The sequence below is a fragment of the Alistipes ihumii AP11 genome (assembly GCF_025144665.1).
Taxonomy (GTDB): domain Bacteria; phylum Bacteroidota; class Bacteroidia; order Bacteroidales; family Rikenellaceae; genus Alistipes_A; species Alistipes_A ihumii.
In genome coordinates this window covers 89060-112123 of the sequence record NZ_CP102294.1, presented here as the reverse complement: position 1 = coordinate 112123, position 23064 = coordinate 89060, and the positions used below count along the sequence as shown (strand labels likewise).

Here is a 23064-nt window from a genome sequence, read left to right as displayed (position 1 = left end):
AGAGTAAAGCCCACGTCGGGACGTGAGCGTTTACGCTTTACTCTTGTTGTACTTTGTGAAATTGTCGAAGTTTCAGAAAGCAAGAATAAAAGCTAACGCTTTTTATGTATGGTCAGTAAACAGCTCGTTTTATCTCATAGGCCAAAAATTGTATTTTTTACAAAAATAGAAAGTTTTCATAAAAAACGACTGTTTATGACGTTATGAAAACACCCCCAAAGGGAAATTTCCAGAAATCTATCCGGGTTTTCGGCGCGACTCGGCTGCGCGGGCGACCGAACCGTACCGCCTCCGTAGTGCGTTGAACGTTTCCCGGGAAACCTCGTAACGCCTGCATACGTCGGCGATCGACTTGCGGCAGCGCAGCATCCGTACGATCTCCCGACGGTTATCGATCAGTATCCGCAATTTCGTGTAGCTCCCTTTGCGACGGCCGAGTTTCACGCCCTCGGCCCGACACAGGGCCAGCGCCTCTTTCGTTCGCATCGAGATCAGGTTCCGTTCGATCTCGGCCGCCAGCCCGAAGGCGAAGCAGAGCACCTTGCTATTGATGCTGTCGTCGAAGGCATAGCCCTCCTTGATACTGTAAAGGACGATCCTGTGCTCGAGGCAGCGCCCCATGATCGCCATGATGTCGGTCAGCGTGCGACTCAGCCGCGACAGCTCCGTCACGATCAACGTATCGCCCGACCGCATTTTCCCGAGCAACGGGCCCAGCTTTCTCTCCTTCTCGTTCTTGCGGCCGCTGACCACCTCGGTCACCCAACGGTCGACCACGATGCCTCCGGCGGCGGCGAACCGCCTGATTTCGTCCTGCTGGTTCGCCAGATTCTGCTTCCCAGTGCTCACTCTCAAATAGGCAACTACCATGGAATCCGCTATGATCATTCCGGCTCCGTACACAGGCGCCGAACCGATTACAGCAAACTTCGGGCAAAATAAATCCGGCATGGTTTCCCGATCGGTCGTCCGGGAAATCCGCCGCACGGCGGACCTGAATCCGCCCGGTTTTCACCGTCTCCCGAAAAAATCGGGAATCAGGCCGGTTCGGAAGAACCTTCCTCGGCAGCGCGACAGGCAGTCTCCGAGCGGCCCGGCGAATCGTTTTTTTTTGCTACCTTTGGGACCTGCAAACTATCATTCCGCATGGCTAAACTGACTTTTCTGGGAACCGGGACGTCGCAGGGGGTACCGGTCATCTCCTGCCATTGCAGGGTCTGCCTGTCGCCGGACGAGCGGGACAAGCGGCTGCGAACGTCGGCCCTGATCGAGACGGGCCGCGAAACGATCCTGATCGACGCGGGCCCGGATTTCCGGCAACAAATGCTGCGGGCGGGCGTGGAAAGACTCGACGGAATTCTGCTGACCCACGAGCATAAGGACCATATCAGCGGACTGGACGACGTGCGGGCATTCAACTACACTTCCGGCGCTCCGGTGAAGCTCTATGCCGAGGAACGGGTCCAGAAGCGGGTAAGGCAGGACTTCGACTATGCGTTCTCGGAGCATCCCTACCCCGGCGTTCCGGAAATCGACCTGCATACGATTCGCCCCGACGAGCCTTTCTCCATCGGACAGACGAGGATCGTCCCGATCCGGGGCATCCACTACAAGCTGCCGGTCCTCGGCTTCCGGATAGGACCGCTGGCCTACCTGACCGACATGAACCAGATCGACGAGCGGGAAATCGACAAAATACGGGGCGTAGACACGCTGGTCATCAACGCCTTGCGCAAGGAACCTCACCTGTCGCACTTCACGCTCGACGAAGCGCTGCGGATCAGCCGCGCCGTCTCTTCTAACGTCACCTACCTGACGCACGTATCGCACCAGATGGGACGCCACGCGGAGGAACAGGCCGCGCTGCCGGAGGGCGTCTATTTCGCATACGACGGCCTGACCGTCGAAATTCCCGAATAACGTGGAAAAGCTGCTGCTCGTCACGCCTCCGTTCGTTCAGGTCAACTGTCCCTACCCGGCCACCGCTTACCTGAGCGGCTACCTCCGGCACAGGGGATTCGACGTCGCTCAGGCCGACCTGTCGGTCGAACTGATCGGAGCCGTGTTCTCGCGGGACTTTCTCGAGCGGGTTTTCGAGCTGCGGATTCCGGACGAAGACGAGAATCTGGAGCGCATCCATGCCATGCGGACGCGCTATACGGCCACGATCGACGCCGTCGTCGATTTTCTGCGCGGACGGGACCCGGGCCTCGCCCAGCTGATCTGCACGGGCGAGTTTCTGCCGCAGGCGGGAAGGTTCGAGACGATCGGGGAGCTGAGCGACCTGTTCGGCACCCTCGGCACGGCGGAATGCGCCAAATTCCTCTGCACGCTCTATCTGCAGGATCTGAGCGATCTGATCCGCGCGACGGTGACCGAGCACTTCGAGATCGTCCGCTACGGCGAGCGCCTGGCCATGGCGATCGGGTCGTTCGCCGAGATCGAGACCGTACTGGCCGAGCCGAGGAACCCGATCGAAGAAAGAATGTGCGAGCTGCTCGAACGGAAAATCACGGCCGAGCGGCCGACGGTCGTCGGCTTCACGATCCCCTTCCCGGGATGCCTGCTCGCCGCGCTGCGGTGCGCTCAATACCTCAAGGAGCGCCATCCCGACATCCGGATCGCCGCGGGAGGCGGATATCCGTCGACCGAGCTTCGGACGATGAGCGACCGGGGCATCTTCCGCTACATCGACTACCTGATACTCGACGATGGGGAGCTGCCGCTGGAGCGGATTCTTTTGGACGGAGAGCTCGTGCGGACCTACACGCGCGACGGCTATCACGAAGGCGAGGGGAACGTGACCCACAGGGAAAGAGGCTGTCCGGACTTCACGGGGCTGCTTTTCGACCGGTATCTCTCGCTGCTCGAGACGACCAATCCGATGCACCGGCTGTGGACCGACGGACGCTGGAACAAGATGACGATCGCGCACGGCTGCTACTGGGCCAAGTGCGCCTTCTGCGATACGTCGCTCGACTATATCCGGCGGTACGAGAGCGTTCCGGCCGCCACGTTCGTAGACTGGATGGAAGAGGTGATCCGCCAAACGGGCAGCCGCAGTTTCCACTTCACCGACGAGGCGGCCCCGCCCAAGCTGCTCAAGGAAATATCGCTCGAGATACTCCGCCGCGGACTGTGCGTCAGCTGGTGGACGAACGTCCGCTTCGAGAGCCGTTACACGGGCGACCTGTGCCTGCTGATGGCCGCGGCCGGATGTATCGCCGTGTCGGGCGGGCTGGAAGTGGCCTCGGACCGGCTGCTGAAGAAAATGAACAAGGGCGTCGATATAGCGCAAGCCGCGCTCGCCATGCGTAACTTCAGCTATGCGGGCATCATGGTCCATGCCTACCTGATGTACGGCTTTCCTACCCAAACGTTGCAAGAAAGCGTCGACTCGCTCGAGGCGGTGCGCCAGATGTTCCGGGCCGGACTGATCGATTCGGCCTTTTGGCACCGGTACGCGATGACGGTTCACAGCCCGAGCGGAACCGACCCGGAAGCGTTCGGCGTCCGTCGCCGGAATGCCCATGTGCACGCGTTCGCCAACAACGAAGTGGCATTCGTCGAGAACCGGGGATACGATATCCGTCTGGTCGGGGAAGGACTCGACGAGGCGCTCAGACACTACATGGCCGGCGACGGGCTCGACCGTCCGGTTCACAAGTGGTTCGCCGGGAAAACGCCACGCACGACAGTGGACGCCTCGCTCATAGCCGATCAGATGATCCGGCCCGACGCATCGCGTCTGTTCGACGAAAACGCAAGGGTCGTGTGGATCGGTCCTCCTCCCGTTCGGCAAGAGGACGGCCTCGTGCTGCACGGCGCCTCGTCTGCAAGGAAACTGAAATTCAAGCCGCATGAGACCGAATTTCTGCTGTGCCTGATGCAAACCGCCTCCGATCTGTCGCGCAAGTTCACGTTCGGCGAGGCAGCCGAGCTGTTCCGGCATTACAGCGAGGAGTCTTTCGTGGCTTTCTACCTGTCGAAAAAATGGGACCTGATGCGGCCGCTCGGCCTGCTGCAGATATGAATTTCCGGAAAGCCCTGTGGGACGGGCCGCCCCCCGAAATAAGCCGCTGCAAAGGCGCTTGCACGGCAAACAGAGTCACGGTCGCTGCGCACCGAGGATTTCGCATCGGAACACTCGGCGGCCCGGAAACAAACGAGGAGAACGGCCCCGCCCGGCCGGCTCCGACGCGAAAGCGCAAGGAAGAACGAATAACCGCTGCGCCCGAAACGCAGTCAAAAGATACGAAAGCATGAACTTCAAGGACAAAACAATCGTCATTACCGGAGCATCGTCCGGAATCGGTTACGCGCTGGCGTACGAGTTCGCTTCGCGAGGGGCCCGGATCGTCATGGGCGCCCGGTCGGAAGACAAGCTCCGCTCCATCGCCGAAGATCTGGCTGCCCGAGGGACGCAAGCCGTCTACGAACCGACGGACGTCACGCGCGAAGAGGATTGCCGCCGGCTGGTAGAAAAGGCGGTCTCGAGCTTCGGCCGAATCGACGTGCTGATCTGCAACGCGGGCATCTCGATGCGCGCGCTGTTCGACGAGGTCGATCTCGGCGTGCTCAAAAGACTGATGGATGTCAACTTCTGGGGAACGGTCTACTGCACGAAATACGCGTTGCCGTATATTCAGGCCTCGCGCGGATCGATCGTCGGCGTGTCGTCGGTAGCCGGATTTCACGGCCTGCCCGGCCGCACGGGCTATTCGGCCTCGAAATACGCGATGACCGGATTTTTGGAGACGGTCCGCATCGAGAACCTGAAAAAGGGAGTGCACGTAATGATCGCGGCTCCGGGTTTCACGGCGTCGAACGTACGTTTCTCAGCCCTGACCGCCGACGGATCGGCTCAGGGCGAGTCGCCACGCAAGGAGGAGAAGATGATGAGCGCCGCCGAAGTGGCCCGCCGCATCGCGCGCGGGGTCGTCCGGCGCAAGCGTACGCTCGCCATGGACTTCAACGGGCGCGCCACCGTGCTGATCAAAAAGTTCGCGCCGGGATTGCTTGACCGGCTGTACTACAGCCACATGGCCAAAGAGCCCGATTCGCCCCTGAAATAACCGTTCCGCAACCATCACGAGCAGGAGCGGGCACGGCGGATTTGCAGCAACGTCCTTCAGTCGCCGTGCGCGCTCTTGCATGGAATCCAAGCATCAATCGGCCCGGGGAAAGTTATGTATCCGTAGCAAAAGGCGAACGGTCTCTTTTTGTAGTTATAACCGAACAGATACAGACACACGACACACATCAAGAAAAACGAAATGGTTTTGGGGCCGATTCAGGAATGAATACCGCTGAAGCCATTCCCGATACAATCCAGTGCCTCCGTCAACAATCAAGAGATTCTTACCACCAACAAAAAGCGAAGAGATATAAACAGACTTGTCGACAGACCGAAGACTATTTATCAACACGATTCGGCCCGGTTATCCACATTTCAGCGGGACGGCTCCGGAATACACACAAGAAGATCAGGGAAATCGGAAAGGGGCACACCAAGACTCGGCTCTGTCTCTCTTCGGACTCTGCGGACGAAAGGTCCGGTCGCCGCACATTTTCGGAAACGATCCGGTCCCTCCATTCGGCGGACGAAACGCCCGATCGTCGCATATTTCCGGGAACAGATTGCCTGCCGATGAAAATGCAGCAAAGGCTTACTTGCCGAGCAAGGGCTTGAGAAATTGTCCCGTATAGCTTTCCTCGACGCGAGCGACCTGCTCGGGAGTCCCGGCCGCCACCAGACGGCCTCCGTCGCGCCCACCCTCGGGACCGATGTCGATCAGGTAGTCCGCCACCTTGATCACGTCCAGATTGTGCTCGATCACGATCACCGTATTGCCCTTGTCGACCAGTTTTCCGAGCACGTCGAGCAGCACGCGGACATCCTCGAAATGCAGGCCGGTCGTCGGCTCGTCGAGTATATAGAGCGTCCGGCCCGTATCGCGTTTGGCCAGTTCGGTCGACAGCTTGATCCGCTGGCTCTCGCCGCCCGACAACGTCGTACAGGGCTGTCCGAGCGTCAGATAGCCGAGCCCCACGTCCTGAATCGACTTGAGTTTCATGTGAATCGACGGAATCGCCTCGAAAAACTCGACCGCCTGATTGACCGTCATGTTCAGCACGTCGTCGATGTTCTTGCCCTTATATTTGACCTCCAGCGTCTCGCGGTTGTACCGGTGCCCGTTGCAGACGTTGCACTTGACATAAACGTCGGGCAGGAAATTCATTTCGATCGTCTGCACGCCGGCTCCTTTGCACGCTTCGCAGCGCCCCCCCTTCACGTTGAACGAGAAGCGGCCCGCCTTGAACCCGCGAATCTGCGCGTCGGGCGTCGACTCGAACAGTTTGCGGATGTCGCCGAACACGTTGGAATAAGTGGCCGGATTGCTGCGCGGCGTCCGGCCGATCGGCGACTGATCGACGACGATCAGCTTGTCGATATGCTCGATGCCTTCGATGCGGTCGTATTCGAGCGGCCGCTCGTAGGAGCGGTACAGTTCGCAGCTCAGCGCCCGGCGCAGCGTCGCGTCGACCAGCGACGACTTGCCGCTGCCGCTGACGCCCGTCACGCAGATCATCCGCCCCAGCGGGAACTCGACGTCGATGTTCTTCAGGTTGTTACCCCTCGCGCCGCGAACGAACAGACTCTGCCCGCTGCCCTCACGGCGCACGGCCGGGACTTCGATCCGACGGCGGCCGCACAAAAAGTCGGCCGTCATGCCGCCCGAAGCCATCACTTTCGACAAAGGTCCCTCGGCTACGATCTCTCCGCCGCGAACGCCGGCGCGCGGGCCGACATCGACGATCCAGTCGGCCTGACGCATCATATCCTCGTCGTGCTCGACGACGATCACCGAATTGCCCGCGTCGCGCAAAGCCTTCAGGCTGGCGATCAGCTTGACGTTGTCGCGCTGGTGAAGCCCGATGCTCGGCTCGTCGAGAATGTAGAGCACGTTGACGAGCTTCGATCCGATCTGCGTAGCGAGCCGGATACGCTGGCTCTCGCCGCCCGACAGCGAGCGCGAGCTGCGGCTGAGCGACAGATAGCCGAGCCCTACGTCGAGCAGGAAGCGCAGCCTCTCGCGAATTTCCTTGAGCAGCTCCCGGGCGATCTGCCGCTGCTTCGGGGAGAGACGGTCCTCGAGACCCTCCATCCAACGGGCCAGCTCCTCGATGCTCATGGCCGACAGCTCGGCGATGTTCTTGCCGTCGATGCGGAATTGCAGGGCCTCTTTTTTCAGACGCGATCCGCCGCACACGCTGCACACCTTGCGGACGACGAACTGCTCTTTCCACTTGTCGCCCCGGGCGGAGGAGGAGTCCTCCCGCTGTTTCTCGATGTAGTCGGCCAACCCTTCCCACGACACCATGTAATTGCCCGTGCCGCCCAGCTCGCGGGCGTCGATGCGCAGCGGTTCGCTCGCACCGTACAACACGGCGCCGAGAGCTTCCTCGTCGAGCGACTCGATCGGGTCGTCGATCGAAAAGCCGTACCTGCGCCCCAAAGCCTCCATTTCGGCGAACAGCAGATTGTTGCGATAGCGGCCGAGCGGCTCGATGCCTCCCTCGCGGATCGAGCGCCCGCCGTCGGGCACGATCCGCTTCAGGTCGAAAACGGCTTCCTCGCCCAGCCCGTTGCAATGCGGGCAGGCACCCTGAGGCGAATTGAACGAGAAAGTATGCGGAGCCGGCTCGTTGAACGCGATGCCGCTCGTCGGACACATCAGGTGACGGCTGTAAAAACGCACGTTGTTCGTATCGTAGTCGTAGACCATCATCGTTCCCTTGCCCTGCCGCATGGTCTCCTGCAGGCTCTTGAGCATCCGCGCCCGGACATCGGGCTTCACGACCAGGCGGTCGACGACCAGCTCGATATGGTGAATCTTATAGCGGTCGAGCCGCTGGCCGGCATGAATTTCCTGAATCTCGCCGTCCACGCGGGCATACAGATAACCTTTCTTGGCCAAACTCTCGAACAGCTCCCGATAGTGCCCCTTGCGGCCGCGCACCAGCGGAGCCAGAAGCGCGATCTTTTTTCCGGGAAAGTCGCGAAGGATCAGATCGACGATCTGTTCGTCGGTATGATGCACCATCACCTCGCCCGTAACGGGCGAATAGGCTTCCGAAGCACGGGCGAAAAGCAGGCGCAGAAAGTCGTTGATCTCCGTAACGGTACCTACCGTCGAACGGGGATTCTTGTTCGTCGTTTTCTGCTCGATCGAGATGACCGGACTGAGCCCCGTGATCTTGTCGACGTCGGGACGCTCCATCGTGCCGACGAACTGGCGAGCGTAGGTGGAAAGCGTCTCCATATAGCGTCGCTGCCCCTCGGCATAGATCGTGTCGAAAGCGAGCGACGACTTGCCGGAACCCGACAGACCGGTGATGACGGTCAGTTTATCGCGCGGAATCTCGACGTCGACGTTCTTGAGGTTGTGCACTCTCGCCCCGTATACTCTTATCGTCTTATCTTCGGACATAAGTCAAATTTCAAACCTTTCCCCGGACTACCGTGCGCGACGGAAATCCCGGTTCGGAACCTTGATAACGAACGAACGGCCGGCTTTATTATCGTAGTCGTAGTCTCTGATCCAATGGTTCAGCTCGCGGAGCATCTTGTAGTTCGTCCCGTGACTGCGCGCGACGGCGGCCCAATCGATCGGCCGGCCTTCGACCGTCGCCTCGTGGTAGTCCGTCAGCGGCTTGTAATAATCGTCGGGGTCGATACGGAACCCGTAGGCGGCCGGATCGGGCGCGATGAGCTTGAAAGCGAGCACGCGAAAGACATAGCGCAGCGTCTCGGCGGGCAGAAACAGATCGTAATAGGAATCGACGCCCTGCTTCGCAAGCCGTCGCGACACGCCCCCTATGCCGACGTTGTACGAAGCGGCGGCCAACGTCCAACTGCCCAGCCGCTCGTAAGCGTCGGCCAAATAGCGGCAAGCCGCCTCGGTCGCCTTCGTCACATCGTAGCGCTCGTCGACGTCCCCGCCTACGAGCAACCCGACCGACTTCGCATAGACCGGCATCAACTGCCACAGGCCGGCTGCGCCGGCTCCCGAGCGGACGTTAGGGTCGAGCCCGCTCTCGGCCATGCAGAGATACTTGAAGTCGTCCGGAATCCCGTATTTTTTCATGATCGGCTCGATGACCGGAAAATAGCGCGTCGTGGCGAGCAGCGTCAGCGTCGTGCGCGAGTGGAGGTACATGCAGCTCATCAGCTCGCGCAACAGGCTCTCGCGCGTATCGTAGTTGTCCAAAGGCACCGCCTCGCCGGCAAACTCCAGACTCTGCGGCAACGCGGGCACGACGACAGGGGCCAACGTAACGGACGAAGGAGCCGGAGCGCCGGAAGGCTGCGCGCAGGCCGAAACGGAGGCCAGTACGAGCAGCGAGCAAAACAGGTATTTCATATTCATGCGTTACTTTAAGATCAAGCGTACAAAGATACGAAAATTATTCCCTTTTTCGGAGTCGCTCCGATCCTTAGCCGGACGGACGGCCCCGTTCGTCCGGCGGACCGCCAGTCCATCAAACGAGACGGAGCCGGTTCCGCATAAAGCGCCGCATCCTTGTCGTGCCGAACCCCGCGACCGCCGGCTCGGGACAACCGTTTATCACGAACCGCTCCGGCAAGCCGTCGGGCACTTTTCCCGAGAGAATATTCGGCCGGAAGAGGAATAATCGGCCGAAATAACGTAGCTTTGCAAAAAATCGCGCTTATGCTGACCGCAGGACACTACCATACGCTGACCGTCCGCCGAATTTCGGACCACGGGCTTTATCTGGGCAACGAGGAGGGGGACGAGGTGCTTCTCCCGAACCGCTTCGTCTCGCTCTCCGACCGGATCGGAGACCGCAAGGAAGTGTTCGTCTACCACGACTCGGAGGACCGGCTCGTCGCCACGACCGAGCGGCCGCTGGCGACGGTCGGACAGGCCGCCTTTCTGGAAGCGGTCGACAAGACCGTGCACGGGGCCTTTCTCGACTGGGGGATTCCGGCCAAGCACCTGTTCCTGCCGAACCGCAACCAGCAGGGACGCATCGAGATCGGCAAGAAATACGTCGTCTACGTCTACTCGGACAACATCACCGGCCGGGCCGTCGCAACGACCTACCTGAAATCGTTCGTCGACAATGCGGAACCGAGCGTCGCTCCCCGCGACGAAACGGACATTCTGGTCGCGCTCGAAAGCCCGATCGGTTTCCGCGTCGTAGTCAACGACCGCCACTGGGGCATGATCTACCGCAATCAGATTTTCCGTCCCGTACACGTAGGCGACCGGATGAAAGCCTATGTCACGCGAATCACCGAAGACAACCGGATCGACCTGAGCCTGCAGAAGCAGGGATACGACGAGGTGAAGGAGTCGGCCGAGCGATTGCTGGAACTGCTGCGCAAAGCCGGAGGCACGCTCCCGCTCGGCGACGACAGCGCCCCCGACGCGATACACAAGCACACCGGCATGAGCAAGAAAACGTTCAAGCGCAGCGCAGGCCGACTGTTCAAGCAGGGAATCGTCATACTCGAAAAGGAACGGATTACGCTGAAATAAGCGGCGAGTCGAGCCGCGCAGAAATAAAAAAGCGCAGTCAACACATGGCCCAATCGCCACAAAAGCGATCAGTCACATCCCGGTACCCGCCGCCCGACACGTCCGCCGTACTTCCCGAACCTCATTAACTTTCTCTGTGCCGACCGTCGAATCTTCGACGCGCTCGGCTCCCTGCACGAGCCCTCCTCCGGCGGCCAGGATTCGGGGGCAAGGTCCGAACCGGATACGCGGCCTGCGACTGCGAGCCGCAACCGGCGGATGCAAAATCCCATGTGCAAACATTATTCGGTACGTTAAAAAACATAATCGCCCTCACAATCCTCATATTCTCAAAAGCCGGCGAAAGAACGGGCCCGTCAGGCCGGAATCCGCAGGAATCCTGCTACGTCAAACCGGCACACGAAAACATGTGCCGCCTTACGGAAACGACCGCACGATTCGGACGCAGCGCGTCCCGGACCGTCGTCCCCTGTCGAGACGACTCGCCGCTCTCCACGCTTTCCTTGAAAAGAAGCCTCGCGCCGCTGCGCGGCAAAACGCAAAATCGACCTCCCGAATACTCGGCGCGCGAAAGCGGAAACGCCACCCGGAATGCGCGCGGCCGGAACAGCTGCCCCATATTCCGGAATGCCGGCCGGTAAACGACCCGGCAACGGGAACGTCCTCCTCCCGAACGAGCGGACCGAACGCGAAAAAGCCTTTCCCGAGACATAGCCGCGTCGCGGGAAAGGCCTCTCGGAGACGGTTTTCTACACCGCTCCTATCGTATGTCCATCTCGTCGAGCAGATAGCCCGCCCCGCCGACCTTGTCGATCAGGAAAAGCACGTAGCGGATGTCGACGGCGATATTACGGCACTTGGACGGGTCGAACTCGATGTCGCTCATCGTGCTTTCCCACGTGCGGTCGAAGTTCAGGCCGACCAGTTCGCCCCGGCCGTTGAGCACCGGGCTGCCCGAGTTGCCGCCCGTCGTATGGTTCGTCGCGAGGAAAGCGACCGGAACCGTCCCGTCGACAGCCCAGCGGCCATAGTCCTTCGAAGCGTACAGATCGCGCAGGCGTTGGGGAATATTGTAGTCGTACACGGTCGGGTCGTCCTTTTCCATGATTCCTTCGAGCGTCGTCTGAGGCGTATAGTACACGCCGTCGAGCGGCTTGTAGCCCTCCATGCGGCCATAGCTGACGCGCAGCGTCAGATTCGCGTCGGGATAGAAAACGGCATCGGGCTCCATTTCCATCAGTCCGCGCATATAGATACGATAGAGCGAAGCGATCGATGCGCTCAGATCGCGGTAACGACCGAATATACGATCCCGGTACACCGCGTCGAAGGCATCGGCCAGCCGAACGGCCGGATCGGCCTCGATCGCAGCCTGCGCGGTCGCCGAATCGCCTGCCGTCATCCGCTCGAATCGCTCGGGTGCAGTAAAAAGGCTGTTCCCGAACAGATCGTCGACGAATTCCCGCACGCCTCCCAGCGAATCGACCGTCCGGACGAAAGCCTCGGGACGGAACTCCTGCGGCACATTCTCCAGATACTGTCCGAGCATCCGCTCGGCGATCCGGCGGTCGATCGAGGGACTGTAATCCTTGTAGAACGCTCTGGCGGCAGCGGCCCGTTTCGACACCGGCATCCGGCGGACAGCCGACGCGAAACGCGAGAGCTCGACGGCCCAGTAAGCCTCGTTATAGTAATCGCGCGCGAAGGCGTAAGGTTCCAGCTCGGCATACAGGGCCTTCATCCAGCCGAGCAGACCGGTGTACTGGGGATGCGAGGCCGCCCATCGGTCGAAGCGGCTCTCCTGCTCGCGCTTCTTGCCGAGCGTGCCCAGACGTTCCAACCCCCGGCTCTCGCCCTGCCACTTTTTCCACGCGTTGGCCACCGAGGCATGCTTCGACGCGTAGCGGATGCGCGTATCGGCATCCTTGGCCTGCTCCTCGCTCATGATGTCGAGACGCATCGTCCTCAGCGCGATCTTGTGCGGGTTGCCTCGATTCAGCAGATAGTCGACCGCATCGGACAAAACGTATTGCTGGGTCTGCCCCGGAAACCCGTATATGAACGTAAAGTCGCCCTCGCGCAGTCCGCGCGTCGAAATCGCGAGCGAGCGACGCGGACGGAAAGGCACGTTATCTTCCGAGTAGTCGGCCGGAGCATTGTCGGGCCCCGCATAGATGCGGAACAGCGAAAAGTCGCCCGTATGGCGCGGCCACATCCAGTTGTCGGTATCGCCGCCGAACTTGCCGATCGACGAAGGCGGAGCTGCCACGAGACGGACGTCGGTGTAGTTGCGGTATACGAACAGGAAATACTGATTGCCGTAAAAGAACGGCTCGACATCGGCCCGGCAGTCGGTCCCCCGAACCGCCGCGTCGGCCACCCGGGCCGCATTGAACCGGATCAGCGAGTCGCGGCGCGCCTCGGGCAGATCGTCCCGCACCCCGTCGAGCACCTGCGCGGTCACGTCCTCCATGCGGACCAGAAACGACACGTACAGGCCGGGGTTGGGCAATTCTTCGCTCCGATTCATGGCCCAAAACCCGTCGGTCAGGTAATCGTGCCGTACGCTGCTGTGCGACTGGATCGCGCCGTAGCCGCAGTGATGGTTCGTCAGCAACAGCCCCTCGCCGGAAACCAGTTCGCCGGTGCATCCGCCGTTGAACAGCACGACGGCATCCTTCAGCGAAGCCTTGTTGACGCTGTAAATATCCTCGGCCGAAAGGCGGAACCCCTTCGAGCGCATGTCTTTGATCCGCGTGCCTATCAGCGCCGGAAGCCACATGCCCCGGTCGGCCCGCAGCGCCGGGGCCAGCATCAGGGCGGCCAGCAGCGCGATAAAAGATTTCTTCATCATAGATTTTTCCAAAAGGTCGATATGCAAATTGCGGCAGATTCTACCCTATCAGTTCGTCCAGCTCGACGTACAGCCGCTGCACGGGCAGCCCCATCACGTTGTAGAACGATCCTTCGATACGCTCGATCCCGACATAGCCGATCCACTCCTGAATGCCGTACGAGCCAGCCTTGTCATAGGGAGCGTACGTGTCGACATAATGTCCGATTTCCTCGTCGGACAGAGACCGGAGAAAAACGTCGGTCGACGAGGAAAACGAAACCGCGCGGTCGGCCGTGCGGATCGTCACGCCGGTGACGACCCGGTGCCTGCGGCCCGAAAGCGCACGCAGCATCGCGACCGCGGCACCGCGGTCGGCGGGCTTGCCGAGAATATGATCGTCGACGGCGACGACCGTATCGGCCGTCACCAGAATGTCGAACGAGGCGAGCGGTAACGGATAGGCGTCGGACTTGAGCCGCGCCAGGTAAACGGGAACCTCGCCGGCCGGCATACCCGCCGGATAGGTCTCGCTCACGTCGTAAGGCTCGGCCTGCACGAAAGGCAGTCCGCATCCGACGAGCAACTGCCTGCGCCGGGGAGAGGCGCTGGCGAGAATCAGCCGGTAGGCTTTCAACTTTTCTGCGAGCAACATGGTTTGATCGTTTTTTGCCATTCAAAAATAATCAGTGCGATTCAGTCCGTCGAGCGGCGTGTGCGGCCTCCTCCGGCACCGTTCTCTCCGTTCGCGGAACGGGTTTCGCTCCGAGAGCGATCCGCTGGGAACCGCAAGCGGCCGGGACACAAGCGTCCGCATCCGGTCATTTGATATCGAAGTCGAACATCATCCGTCCCTCGAGCCATGCCTGCAAGCGGTCGCCCGGACGGACCGGACCGACGCCGACAGGCGTGCCGGTGAAAATCAGATCGCCGATCTTCAGCGTGATGAAATGCGAGAGGTAGGATACGATCCTATCGACGCCGAAGATCATCTGCGCCGTATCGCCCCGCTGCCGTAGCTCGCCGTTGAGCCGCATCTCGAAACGTAACCGCTGCACGTCGCCGCCCAACTCGGCGAGCGGTACGAACTGCGGCGACACGGCGGCCGAATAGTCGAACCCCTTGCAGATTTCCCACGGCAGCCCCCGGACGATGCAGTCGCGCTGCAGGTCCCGCGCCGTAAAGTCGATGCCGAGCCCCACCTCGTCGTAGCAACGGGACGCGAAACGCTCGTCGATCGCACGCGCCACGCGGCCGATCCGCACGACCAGCTCGGTCTCGTAATGCACCTCGCGGCTGAAAGCGGGCACATAGAACGGATCGTTGTTGCGCAGCAGCGCCGTGTCGGGCTTGCAGAAAAAGACCGGCGCGGACGGAATGTCGCGGCGGCCGTCCAGTTCCTCGATATGTTCCGCATAATTGCGGCCGATGCAGATGATTTTCATTTCATGTCGCTTTTGAGCAGTTCGACCATCCGGCTCCCTACACGGTCCGACACCCCGCTGCGGCCGATCAGCGAGCGCAACTCGGCGTAATCGGTCTTTATCCGCTCGTGCTTGGCCCCTCCGGGCAGAACGGCCTGCAGCTCGGCCGTCGCATTGGCCATCGTCATATGGTGTTGCAGCAGCTCGCGCACGCACTCGCGGCCGAGTACGAGGTTGACGAGCGAGACGTATTTCGTCTTGAGAAACATCTTGCCGATCAGCATCGACGGCCAGTCGCGGCGATAGCATACCATCTCGGGCGTGCCGAGCAGAGCCGTCTCGAGCGTCGCAGTCCCCGACGTGACGACGGCCGCCTCGCTGTGGGCCAGTAACTCGTAAGTCGCGTCGCAGACGTAGCGCACGGGCGAGCCCGCGATCAGCGGCTCGTAGACCGAGCGGTCAAGCCACGGCACGCCCGCCACGACGAACTGATACTGCGGAAATCGCCCCGACAACTCGACCATGAACGGCAGATTGTAGCCGATCTCCGAGCGCCGGCTGCCGGCCAGGCATGCCACGACCGGACGTCCGTCGAGCCCGTGCACGGCCCGGAACTCCTCTTTCGAGCCGAGCGCGGCACGGCGCGCATCGATCGCGTCCATCAGCGGATTGCCCTCATAGATCGCCTCGATACCCCGGCGACGGAAATACTCGACCTCGAACGGAAAGATGACGAACAGCCGGTCGACCCAACGCCGGATTTTTTTCACGCGCGACTCCTTCCATGCCCAGACTTTCGGCGCGATGTAGTAATAGGTCGGTATGCCGCGCTCGCGGCCGAAACGGGCCAGACGAAGGTTGAAACCGGCATAGTCGATCAGCACGAGCACGTCGGGAGCGTAGGCCGCCACGTCGCGCTTGCACTGTTCGATCTGGCCGAAGATCGTCCGCAGATTCTTCAGCACTTCGGTAAATCCCATGAACGACGCTTTCTCGTAGTGCATCGCCAGATTCTCCGCTCCGCCTACGGCGGCCATCTTGTCGCCGCCCCAAAAGCGGAAGCGGGCTCCGGGATCGGCCTTCAGTATGCCCTTCATCAGGTTCGACCCGTGCAGGTCGCCCGAAGCCTCGCCGGCTATCAGATAGTATTTCATAACGACTCGGTTTGCATAAATATTTACCTGCCGACTCCGGCTACTCTTCCGCACGAAAACAGGGATGCCGTATTCCCGGCATACGCTCCGTTTCCGAGACGCGCCGGCCCTTCATTCTATCGTATACCCGTAAGAACCCGGCGAAACGGTTTTCGCCCGGCCCCTCCATCGTACGGACGCGCTTGCTGTCCGACGGCCGGCTGCTCCCGCACGAGCGGCCGAGACAGCCGCCCGGACGTTTTCAACCCGTCCTTCGAATCTTCCGGCTCACCCTGCGAATCCGCGCCGAGCGGTTCGCAGCCTTGGCCAAGTCCCGACCGATTGCCGTCCGGTCTTTTCCCGATGCCCGGGCAAAAATCCGGGGGCAACCCCGACACGGCCCGTTACCTCAACAGATCGGGCCGCAACCGCTCGGTACGCTCGAACGCCTGCTGCTCCTGCCACTTCTCGATCTCGGCGAAGTTGCCCGACAAGAGCACGTCCGGCACCTTCCAGCCGCGAAAATCGGCCGGACGCGTATAGACCGGCGGCGCCAGCAGGTTATCCTGAAAACAGTCGGTCAGCGCCGAACTCCCGTCGCCGATCGCACCGGGCAGAATGCGCACAACGCTGTCGGCTATAATCGCGGCGGCCAGCTCGCCTCCGGTCAGCACGTAATCGCCGATCGACAGCTCGCTCGTGATCAGATGTTCGCGCACCCGGTAGTCCACTCCCTTGTAGTGACCGCACAGGATGATGATGTTCCCGAGCGTCGAGAGCCGGTTGGCCTCGTGCTGGTCGTAGCGCCGGCCATCGGGCGAAGTATAGATGATCTCGTCGTAGCTGCGCTGCCGCTGCAACTCCTCGATGCACAAAAAAATAGGCTCGGCCTTCATCACCATGCCCGCCTCGCCTCCAAACGGGTAGTCATCGACCTGACGGTGTTTGTCGAACGCGTAATCGCGCAGGTTGTGCACGCAGATTTCGACGAGCCCCTTCTGCTGGGCGCGCTTGAGTATCGACTCGTTCAGCGGGCTCTGCAACAACTCGGGTACGACGGTCAGAATGTCTATTCTCATGGCCGGATCAGTTTCTGGTAGCGCTCCCGCCTGCTGCGGTGAACGAAAACGATGTCTTTCGTATCGCCGTCGGCGAGCGGCCTCATCGTCCCCTCGCTCAGCACATAGCCGTCGTAACCGATCGAGCCGAACAGCGCGACGATTCGCGGACGGTTATCTCCCCCGGTCTCGATCAGCACGGTCGGGTGATGCCGCTCGAGCAGCGGACGCATCTCGGTCATCACGACAAGCTCGTAGCCCTCGATATCGCACTTGATCAGATCGATCCGGTCGAGCGACGCGAACAGCTCGCTGCCGCGCCTCATCTCGGCCTCGAATTCGACGAGCGCCAACCCCGCCGCCGGCTTGTCGAGCACGAAGTTCTGCCCCGTGCCGAAATAGCCGTCGCGGTCCACCGTCGCGTTGCCCATGCGAATCGTCCGGTCCGCGTCGCCGAGCGCGCAGGCGAGAACCTCGACATGGCGGAAACGGCGCAGATTGTGCCGCAGCACGCGGCGGATCGGCTCGACCGGCTCGACGGCCCGGACACGTCCCTGCGGCCCGACCAACGAGGCCAGCGCATAGGAGTAATAGCCAAGGTTGGCCCCGATGTCGATCGCCGTATCGCCCTCCGACACGAGATTTTTCAGGAAACGGGGATACTCGTAGGCGGCCGAGCGGCCGATCCCCGTGCGGTAGCCGAGCAGGTACATTCCGCTCAGCGTCTTCAGATAACGGTCCAGCGACAGAGTCCGGTACATGGCCCGGCGGACCGCATGTCCCACAGCGCCCACTTCGCTCGCTCTTTTAAGATTCAACAATTCACCTCTCCTCCGAGCACCTCGGTCACGAACGGATTGTAGAGCGCCTCGTGGCCGATCGTGCTGTCCTGCCCGTGACCGGGATAGAAATGCACGTCGTCTCCCAACGGCATCAGCTTGTCGAGTATGCTCCGCATGATCCAGCTGTAGTCGCCGCCCGGCAGGTCCGTCCGGCCGATGCTCTCGCGGAACAGCGTGTCGCCCGTCAGCAGCAGTTTCTGCTCGGGATTGTACAGCGCGATGTGACCCGGCGTATGGCCCGGCGTCTCGATGATCCGCATCGTCGTATGGCCGAAACGAATCTCCTTCTGCCCCTGCAGGTCGACGTCGATGCCCGGCACCGAATCGACCCGGAACCCGTAGATCGCGCCGTGAGTCGGCGCCGACTCGATCAGAAAGGCATCGCGCCCGTCGATCGCGAACGGAACGCCGTAGGTGTCCTTCACGTAATTCACGCCGAGCATATGGTCCACATGACCGTGCGTATTGACGGCCATGACGGGGCGCAGCCCGTTCTGCTCGATGTATTTCGACAGCGCCGCGTTCTCCTGCGGGGTGTATCCGCCCGCATCGACGATGATGCACTCGCCCGTAGAATCCGACAGCACGATCGTATTCTCCTGAAACGGATTGGAAACGATAACTCCGGTCTTTATCATATATTTGTCCTATATTTACGCCGCAATCGCAGACAAAGATAGCGATTAGTTACTGTGGTAAAAAACAAAACGGGAAAATAAGTGGGAAGAAAAAAAGCGAATCATCCGCTGATCGAGTCGCTCGAAATCGTCGCCGTAGCCGCCGAGGGCAAGGCGCTCGGGCGATGGAACGACATCGTCGTGTTCGTTCCGATGGCCGTGCCGGGCGACGTGGTCGACGTACAGGTGTGTTGCAAACGCCGGAGATACATGGAGGGCCGTATCGTCCGTTTCGTCCGCCGCTCGCCGCTGCGCGTCGAGCCGGTCTGCGAGCATTTCGGCGTCTGCGGCGGATGCAAGTGGCAGAACATGCCTTACGACGAACAGCTCCGCTTCAAGCAGGAGCAGGTCGCCGAGCAACTGAAACGCATAGGAGGAATCGAGCTGCCCGAGATCGGCCCGATCAGGGGCTCGCGGCAGACGCTGTTCTACCGCAACAAACTGGAATTCACTTTCAGCGACCGGCGCTGGCTGACGCCCGAGGAGATCGCCGCGCAGGACGAGCCGGCGCGGGAACCGGCCCTCGGCTTCCATATTCCGGGACTGTTCGACAAGGTGCTCGACATCCGCAAATGCTGGCTGCAGCCCGATCCGTCGAACGCGATCCGGCAGGAAGTCCGCGCATTCTGCATCGACCGGGGCTACTCGTTCTACGATATCCGCGAGCATCGGGGACTGATGCGCAACCTGATCGTGCGCACCGCGTCGACGGGCGAGGTGATGGCGATCGTCGTGTTCGGGGAAGACGACCGCGAGCGCATCGACGCGCTGCTGAGCCACACGAGAGAGCGCTTTCCCGGACTGGCATCGCTGATGTGGGTCGTCAACACGAAACTCAACGACACGATCGGCGATCTGGAAATCCGCCTGCACAGCGGGCGCGACCATATTTTCGAAGAGATGGAAAGCCTGCGTTTCAAGGTCGGGCCGAAATCGTTCTACCAAACCAACTCGTCCCAAGCTTACGAACTGTACAAGATAGTCCGCGAGTTCGCCGCGCTGACCGGACAGGAAACCGTCTACGACCTGTACACGGGCACGGGCACGATAGCCAACTTCGTCGCCGCCCGGGCGTCGCGAGTGATCGGCGTCGAGTACGTGCCCGAAGCGATCGAGGACGCCCGGACCAATTCGCGCCTCAACGGCATCGACAATACGACGTTCTACGCGGGAGACATGAAGGACGTGCTCGACGAGGCGTTCGTCGAGCGCAACGGTCGGCCCGACGTCGTGATTCTGGACCCGCCCCGGGCAGGTATCCACGAGGACGTCGCGCGCACGATCCTCGGCGCAGCGCCCGGACGGATCGTCTACGTCAGCTGCAACCCGGCCACGCAGGCCCGCGACTTGGCGTTGCTCGATGCCGACTATCGCGTGCTCCGCATTCAGCCGGTGGATATGTTCCCGCACACCCACCACGTCGAAAACGTCGTGCTGCTGGTCCGGAGAAACGAACAAAGGATATGAATCCGTACTCATGGAACGATTTATCATTGACAACTATTATTGCGAATTAGACCGAAGAATCATCCTCCACATCTTCGAGACGTTTTGTATTCTGTTTCCGCAACGGCACTTGCAACGAGATCGCATCGCCGTAGTCAAATGGGACAGGGACTATCCTCTGACTGCACCGCAGCGCATGAATCCGGGACAAACAGAAAAATTCCGAATCTACCTCAACGCCTCAACAAAATACTGGTCCCAAATTATTTACCAACTGAGCCATGAATTGAGCCACGTTGTCATGGATTGTTATCCGCAAACAGATGCCCTAAAATGGATACCCGAATGTTTATGCGAAGCGGCATCAGATTACCTGTTGGAATTAAGCGGTGCATTCTTCGAAAAATTCGACCCGTCCTATGCTTGTTGTCACGCAGACTATTTGGCAACTCATTTGGCCGACTCGGGCGAGATTCGGGAGGTTTCGTTGGCCGGATTTTGCCAGACACGGGCAAAAGAACTTGCAACCGACCCGACGGAAATCGAGAATAAAGGACGTCCGAGAAACAATCTGATCGGAAAATATCTGTACCGATTGATTCGCCTCAATCCCGTAGGTTGGCAGGCGATCACCCTTTTCTCCGCTCCGATTTTACGCGACTGCACCGATACAAGAACATTTTCCCAAGCATGGCACAGCTGTTGCCAGACCGAAGAACAAACGGCATTCGTCAACGCGTTGAGCCGGATGCTATTCGACCGGTCTGCGGCGGAATGACATCTTTTACGTCTCACGCAACATGCAAATTTACAACGCTTCCCCAGACCAAAATGCAACATTCCGGAAGCGGGAAGCATCTGAATAATACAGAACATCCATACGAAAAGAGAACCTTTAAACTCGAAACAAGATGAAAAAGACGATCGTACTCGCCGCCGCGCTGCTGATAGCCGCCGGCGCCTCGGCTCAGGAAAAGAATTTTCTCGACAAACCCTATATCGAAGTGACGGGCAAAGCCGACATGGAGGTGACACCGGACGAAATCTACGTGCGGATCGTCATCAACGAAAAGGACAACAAGGGGAAAGTCTCGGTCGAGCAACAGGAAAAAGAGATGTTCCGCCGTCTGAAAGCCGCGCACATCGACATCGAGAAGGATCTGGTCGTGCAGGACATGACGAGCGACCTGCAAACCTATTTCCTGCGTAAGAACGCCATTCTCTCGACGAAAACCTACCAACTGAAAGTCTCCAGCGCCGCGCAGCTCGGACAAGCGTTCGAAGCTCTGCAGGCGGCAGGGATCGCCGACGTGAACATCGAGCGCACCGACGTGTCGAACATGGACGAGCTGCGCCAGCAAGTACGCGCCGATGCGGCCAAGGCGGCCCGCAAGAACGCCGAGGTGCTGGCCGAAGCCGTAGGCCAAACGGCCGGTCCGGCCGTCTATATTCAGGACTACGGCTACAACACGCCCCGCTATGCGAACGTGATGCTGATGGCCAAAAGCGCCGCCGTCGCCGATGCGGCCGGCACGGCGGAAGCGGCTCCGAATCTGGAATTCGAAAAAATCAGGATCGAGCACTCGGTCACGGTCCGCTTTCTGCTGAACTAAGCGGAACGGACATGATCCGGCCGACCATAGAGCTAACTGAAGACGGGACGCCCACGCTGAGGCATCCCGTCTTCGGCGATACGTACCACTCTACGCGCGGAGCGACGGGAGAGTCGATGCACGTCTACATACGGCAAGGGTTCGCGGCAAGCGGCCTGCCCCATGTCAGGCTGCTCGAAGTCGGGTTCGGCAGCGGCCTGAACGCATGGCTTACGGCGCGGGCCGCTTTCTTTATGAACCGCACGGTGGCTTATACGGCCTTGGAGCCCTATCCCGTCGATCCGCGAACCGCCGCGCAACTCAGCTACGGAGCCGACCGGCTGTTCATGGCCCTGCACGAGGCTCCGTGGAACGTTCCGGCGCGAATTACCGAGCGATTCCGCATCCGAAAGGTCGAAACTTCCTTGCAGGATTACGAATTTGACACTACCTTTGATTTGGTTTACTTCGACGCTTTCGCTCCGGACACGCAACCGGAACTGTGGACGGCGGACGTTTTCCGCCGGATATTCGACATCCTGAGCGAAGGAGGGCTGCTGGTCACCTATTCGGCCAAGGGTGCGGTCAAGCGCAATCTGCGCGAGGCGGGATTCGACGTGAAGCGCCTGCCCGGAGCCCTCGGCAAAAGGCATATGGTGCGGGCCGTCAGACCGGTCGGATAAATCCCCGGAAGCGTCCGGAACGACCCAAAGGACAGGACAAAGCGATTGCAGCAACCCGCTCATGCTTCGGGAACTCGGACGGAACCGGCCGGACCGTAACCCGTCCGCACGGCAATCGGGCAAGAGCGGACCATGCGCTAACAACGACAACCGTTATGAAGGAAAAACGGCTATACTCTTTCGAATACCTGCGGTACGCTCCGCTGGAGGACCTGCCCGAGGCGGAGCGGCGGCTGGCGAATTGTGCCGCCGAGGCTTGCTCGAAGTCGTATGCGCCCTATTCGGACTTCCGGGTCGGCGCAGCCGCGTTGCTCGATGACGGGGAAATCGTGTCGGCAGCCAATCAGGAAAGCGAGGTCTTTCCCTCGGGCATGTGCGCCGAACGCAGCCTGCTTTACTACGTGCAGTCGAACCGGAGCGGACGGAAAGTCCGCGCGCTGGCAATCGCCTCGCTGCCCGCTTCGCGGGAATGTTCGCCCTGCGGAGCATGCCGGCAGGTGATCGCCGACACCGAAAAGAGGCAGGGCGCTCCGATCCGGCTGATCCTGTGCGGCGCCTGCAGCGCGACGGTCGTAGAATCCGCGCGCGCCTTGCTGCCTTTCACGTTCGAGCTCGAATGAATCCCATGACAAGCAAAAAAACGACCGCAGCTGCCGAACCCGTAACCCGGGCGCTCTCTTTTTCTTCCCGAACAGCCGAACGGAAAAGAGCCGTCTTCTGTCCGGCCGTTCTCCCGAAAGCCGTCCCGGCTACGCGGATCGCACCATGCACCCGAGACATCGCCGTTTTCGACCGGCACGGGCAG

At 60.6% G+C, this 23064-nt stretch carries 19 protein-coding genes; 9 read left to right on the top strand and 10 right to left on the bottom strand.

Annotated features, from left to right (window positions below; all coding sequences use genetic code 11):
* Positions 1–237 precede the first annotated feature (237 nt).
* Complete coding sequence (locus tag NQ491_RS00475) at positions 238–870, bottom strand: recombinase family protein (protein ID WP_026089563.1); 633 nt, start codon at positions 868–870, stop codon at positions 238–240.
* Positions 871–1146: 276 nt separating this feature from the next.
* On the opposite strand from NQ491_RS00475, the gene NQ491_RS00470 reads away from it, so the two are divergent.
* The 3 genes from NQ491_RS00470 (at position 1147) to NQ491_RS00460 (ending at position 5075) form a co-directional block, all read left to right on the top strand.
* The gene (locus NQ491_RS00470; RefSeq protein WP_019245334.1) at positions 1147–1920 is read left to right on the top strand and encodes an MBL fold metallo-hydrolase; all 774 of its coding nucleotides are present in this window, start codon (positions 1147–1149) and stop codon (positions 1918–1920) included.
* 1 nt (position 1921) lies between these two features.
* Complete coding sequence (locus NQ491_RS00465) at positions 1922–4033, top strand: B12-binding domain-containing radical SAM protein (RefSeq protein ID WP_019245335.1); 2112 nt, start codon at positions 1922–1924, stop codon at positions 4031–4033.
* Between the two features lie 229 nt (positions 4034–4262).
* Positions 4263–5075 (top strand): SDR family oxidoreductase, encoded by an 813-nt coding sequence (locus NQ491_RS00460; protein WP_019245336.1) that lies wholly within the window; start codon positions 4263–4265, stop codon positions 5073–5075.
* Between the two features lie 594 nt (positions 5076–5669).
* On the opposite strand, the gene uvrA is transcribed toward NQ491_RS00460, so the two are convergent.
* Positions 5670–8495, bottom strand: coding sequence for an excinuclease ABC subunit UvrA (gene uvrA / locus NQ491_RS00455; RefSeq protein ID WP_026089564.1), 2826 nt, complete (start codon positions 8493–8495; stop codon positions 5670–5672).
* Positions 8496–8522: 27 nt separating this feature from the next.
* On the bottom strand, positions 8523–9428 hold the full coding sequence (locus NQ491_RS00450) for a lytic transglycosylase domain-containing protein (protein ID WP_232423187.1): 906 nt from the start codon (positions 9426–9428) through the stop codon (positions 8523–8525).
* A 309-nt stretch (positions 9429–9737) separates the two neighbouring features.
* On the opposite strand from NQ491_RS00450, the gene NQ491_RS00445 reads away from it, so the two are divergent.
* Positions 9738–10571 carry a CvfB family protein gene (locus tag NQ491_RS00445; RefSeq protein WP_019245339.1) on the top strand — a complete coding sequence of 278 codons (834 nt, stop codon included), beginning with the start codon at positions 9738–9740 and terminating at the stop codon, positions 10569–10571.
* 760 nt (positions 10572–11331) lie between these two features.
* Here the strand turns inward: NQ491_RS00445 and NQ491_RS00440 are convergent.
* The 7 genes from NQ491_RS00440 to NQ491_RS00410 form a co-directional block, all read right to left on the bottom strand.
* Positions 11332–13425, bottom strand: coding sequence for a S46 family peptidase (locus tag NQ491_RS00440; RefSeq protein WP_019245341.1), 2094 nt, complete (start codon positions 13423–13425; stop codon positions 11332–11334).
* A 40-nt stretch (positions 13426–13465) separates the two neighbouring features.
* The gene (locus tag NQ491_RS00435) at positions 13466–14059 is read right to left on the bottom strand and encodes a Maf family nucleotide pyrophosphatase (RefSeq protein WP_019245342.1); all 594 of its coding nucleotides are present in this window, start codon (positions 14057–14059) and stop codon (positions 13466–13468) included.
* 166 nt (positions 14060–14225) lie between these two features.
* Complete coding sequence (locus NQ491_RS00430; RefSeq protein ID WP_019245343.1) at positions 14226–14849, bottom strand: fumarylacetoacetate hydrolase family protein; 624 nt, start codon at positions 14847–14849, stop codon at positions 14226–14228.
* Positions 14846–15982: a lipid-A-disaccharide synthase gene (gene lpxB / locus NQ491_RS00425; RefSeq protein WP_019245344.1), complete on the bottom strand. Its 1137-nt coding sequence runs from the start codon at positions 15980–15982 to the stop codon at positions 14846–14848. Before lpxB ends, NQ491_RS00430 begins: the two co-directional genes overlap by 4 nt.
* A gap of 383 nt (positions 15983–16365) precedes the next feature.
* Positions 16366–17040 (bottom strand): tRNA (guanosine(37)-N1)-methyltransferase TrmD, encoded by a 675-nt coding sequence (trmD, locus tag NQ491_RS00420; RefSeq protein WP_019245345.1) that lies wholly within the window; start codon positions 17038–17040, stop codon positions 16366–16368.
* Positions 17037–17837 (bottom strand): FkbM family methyltransferase, encoded by an 801-nt coding sequence (locus tag NQ491_RS00415; RefSeq protein ID WP_232423188.1) that lies wholly within the window; start codon positions 17835–17837, stop codon positions 17037–17039. Before NQ491_RS00415 ends, trmD begins: the two co-directional genes overlap by 4 nt.
* The gene (locus NQ491_RS00410; RefSeq protein ID WP_019245347.1) at positions 17834–18499 is read right to left on the bottom strand and encodes an MBL fold metallo-hydrolase; all 666 of its coding nucleotides are present in this window, start codon (positions 18497–18499) and stop codon (positions 17834–17836) included. The genes NQ491_RS00415 and NQ491_RS00410 overlap by 4 nt, the downstream gene beginning before the upstream one ends.
* 81 nt (positions 18500–18580) lie before the next feature.
* On the opposite strand from NQ491_RS00410, the gene rlmD reads away from it, so the two are divergent.
* The 5 genes from rlmD to NQ491_RS00385 all read left to right on the top strand — a co-directional run bounded on the left by rlmD (position 18581) and on the right by NQ491_RS00385 (position 22879).
* Positions 18581–20005 carry a 23S rRNA (uracil(1939)-C(5))-methyltransferase RlmD gene (rlmD, locus tag NQ491_RS00405; protein WP_019245348.1) on the top strand — a complete coding sequence of 475 codons (1425 nt, stop codon included), beginning with the start codon at positions 18581–18583 and terminating at the stop codon, positions 20003–20005.
* A 10-nt stretch (positions 20006–20015) separates the two neighbouring features.
* Positions 20016–20762, top strand: a complete 747-nt coding sequence (locus NQ491_RS00400; protein WP_019245349.1) for a hypothetical protein — start codon at positions 20016–20018, stop codon at positions 20760–20762.
* A 133-nt stretch (positions 20763–20895) separates the two neighbouring features.
* The gene (locus NQ491_RS00395; RefSeq protein WP_019245350.1) at positions 20896–21597 is read left to right on the top strand and encodes an SIMPL domain-containing protein; all 702 of its coding nucleotides are present in this window, start codon (positions 20896–20898) and stop codon (positions 21595–21597) included.
* 11 nt (positions 21598–21608) lie between these two features.
* Positions 21609–22259 (top strand): tRNA (5-methylaminomethyl-2-thiouridine)(34)-methyltransferase MnmD, encoded by a 651-nt coding sequence (gene mnmD / locus NQ491_RS00390; protein ID WP_019245351.1) that lies wholly within the window; start codon positions 21609–21611, stop codon positions 22257–22259.
* 155 nt (positions 22260–22414) lie between these two features.
* The gene (locus NQ491_RS00385; protein WP_019245352.1) at positions 22415–22879 is read left to right on the top strand and encodes a cytidine deaminase; all 465 of its coding nucleotides are present in this window, start codon (positions 22415–22417) and stop codon (positions 22877–22879) included.
* The last annotated feature ends 185 nt before the right edge of the window (positions 22880–23064 follow it).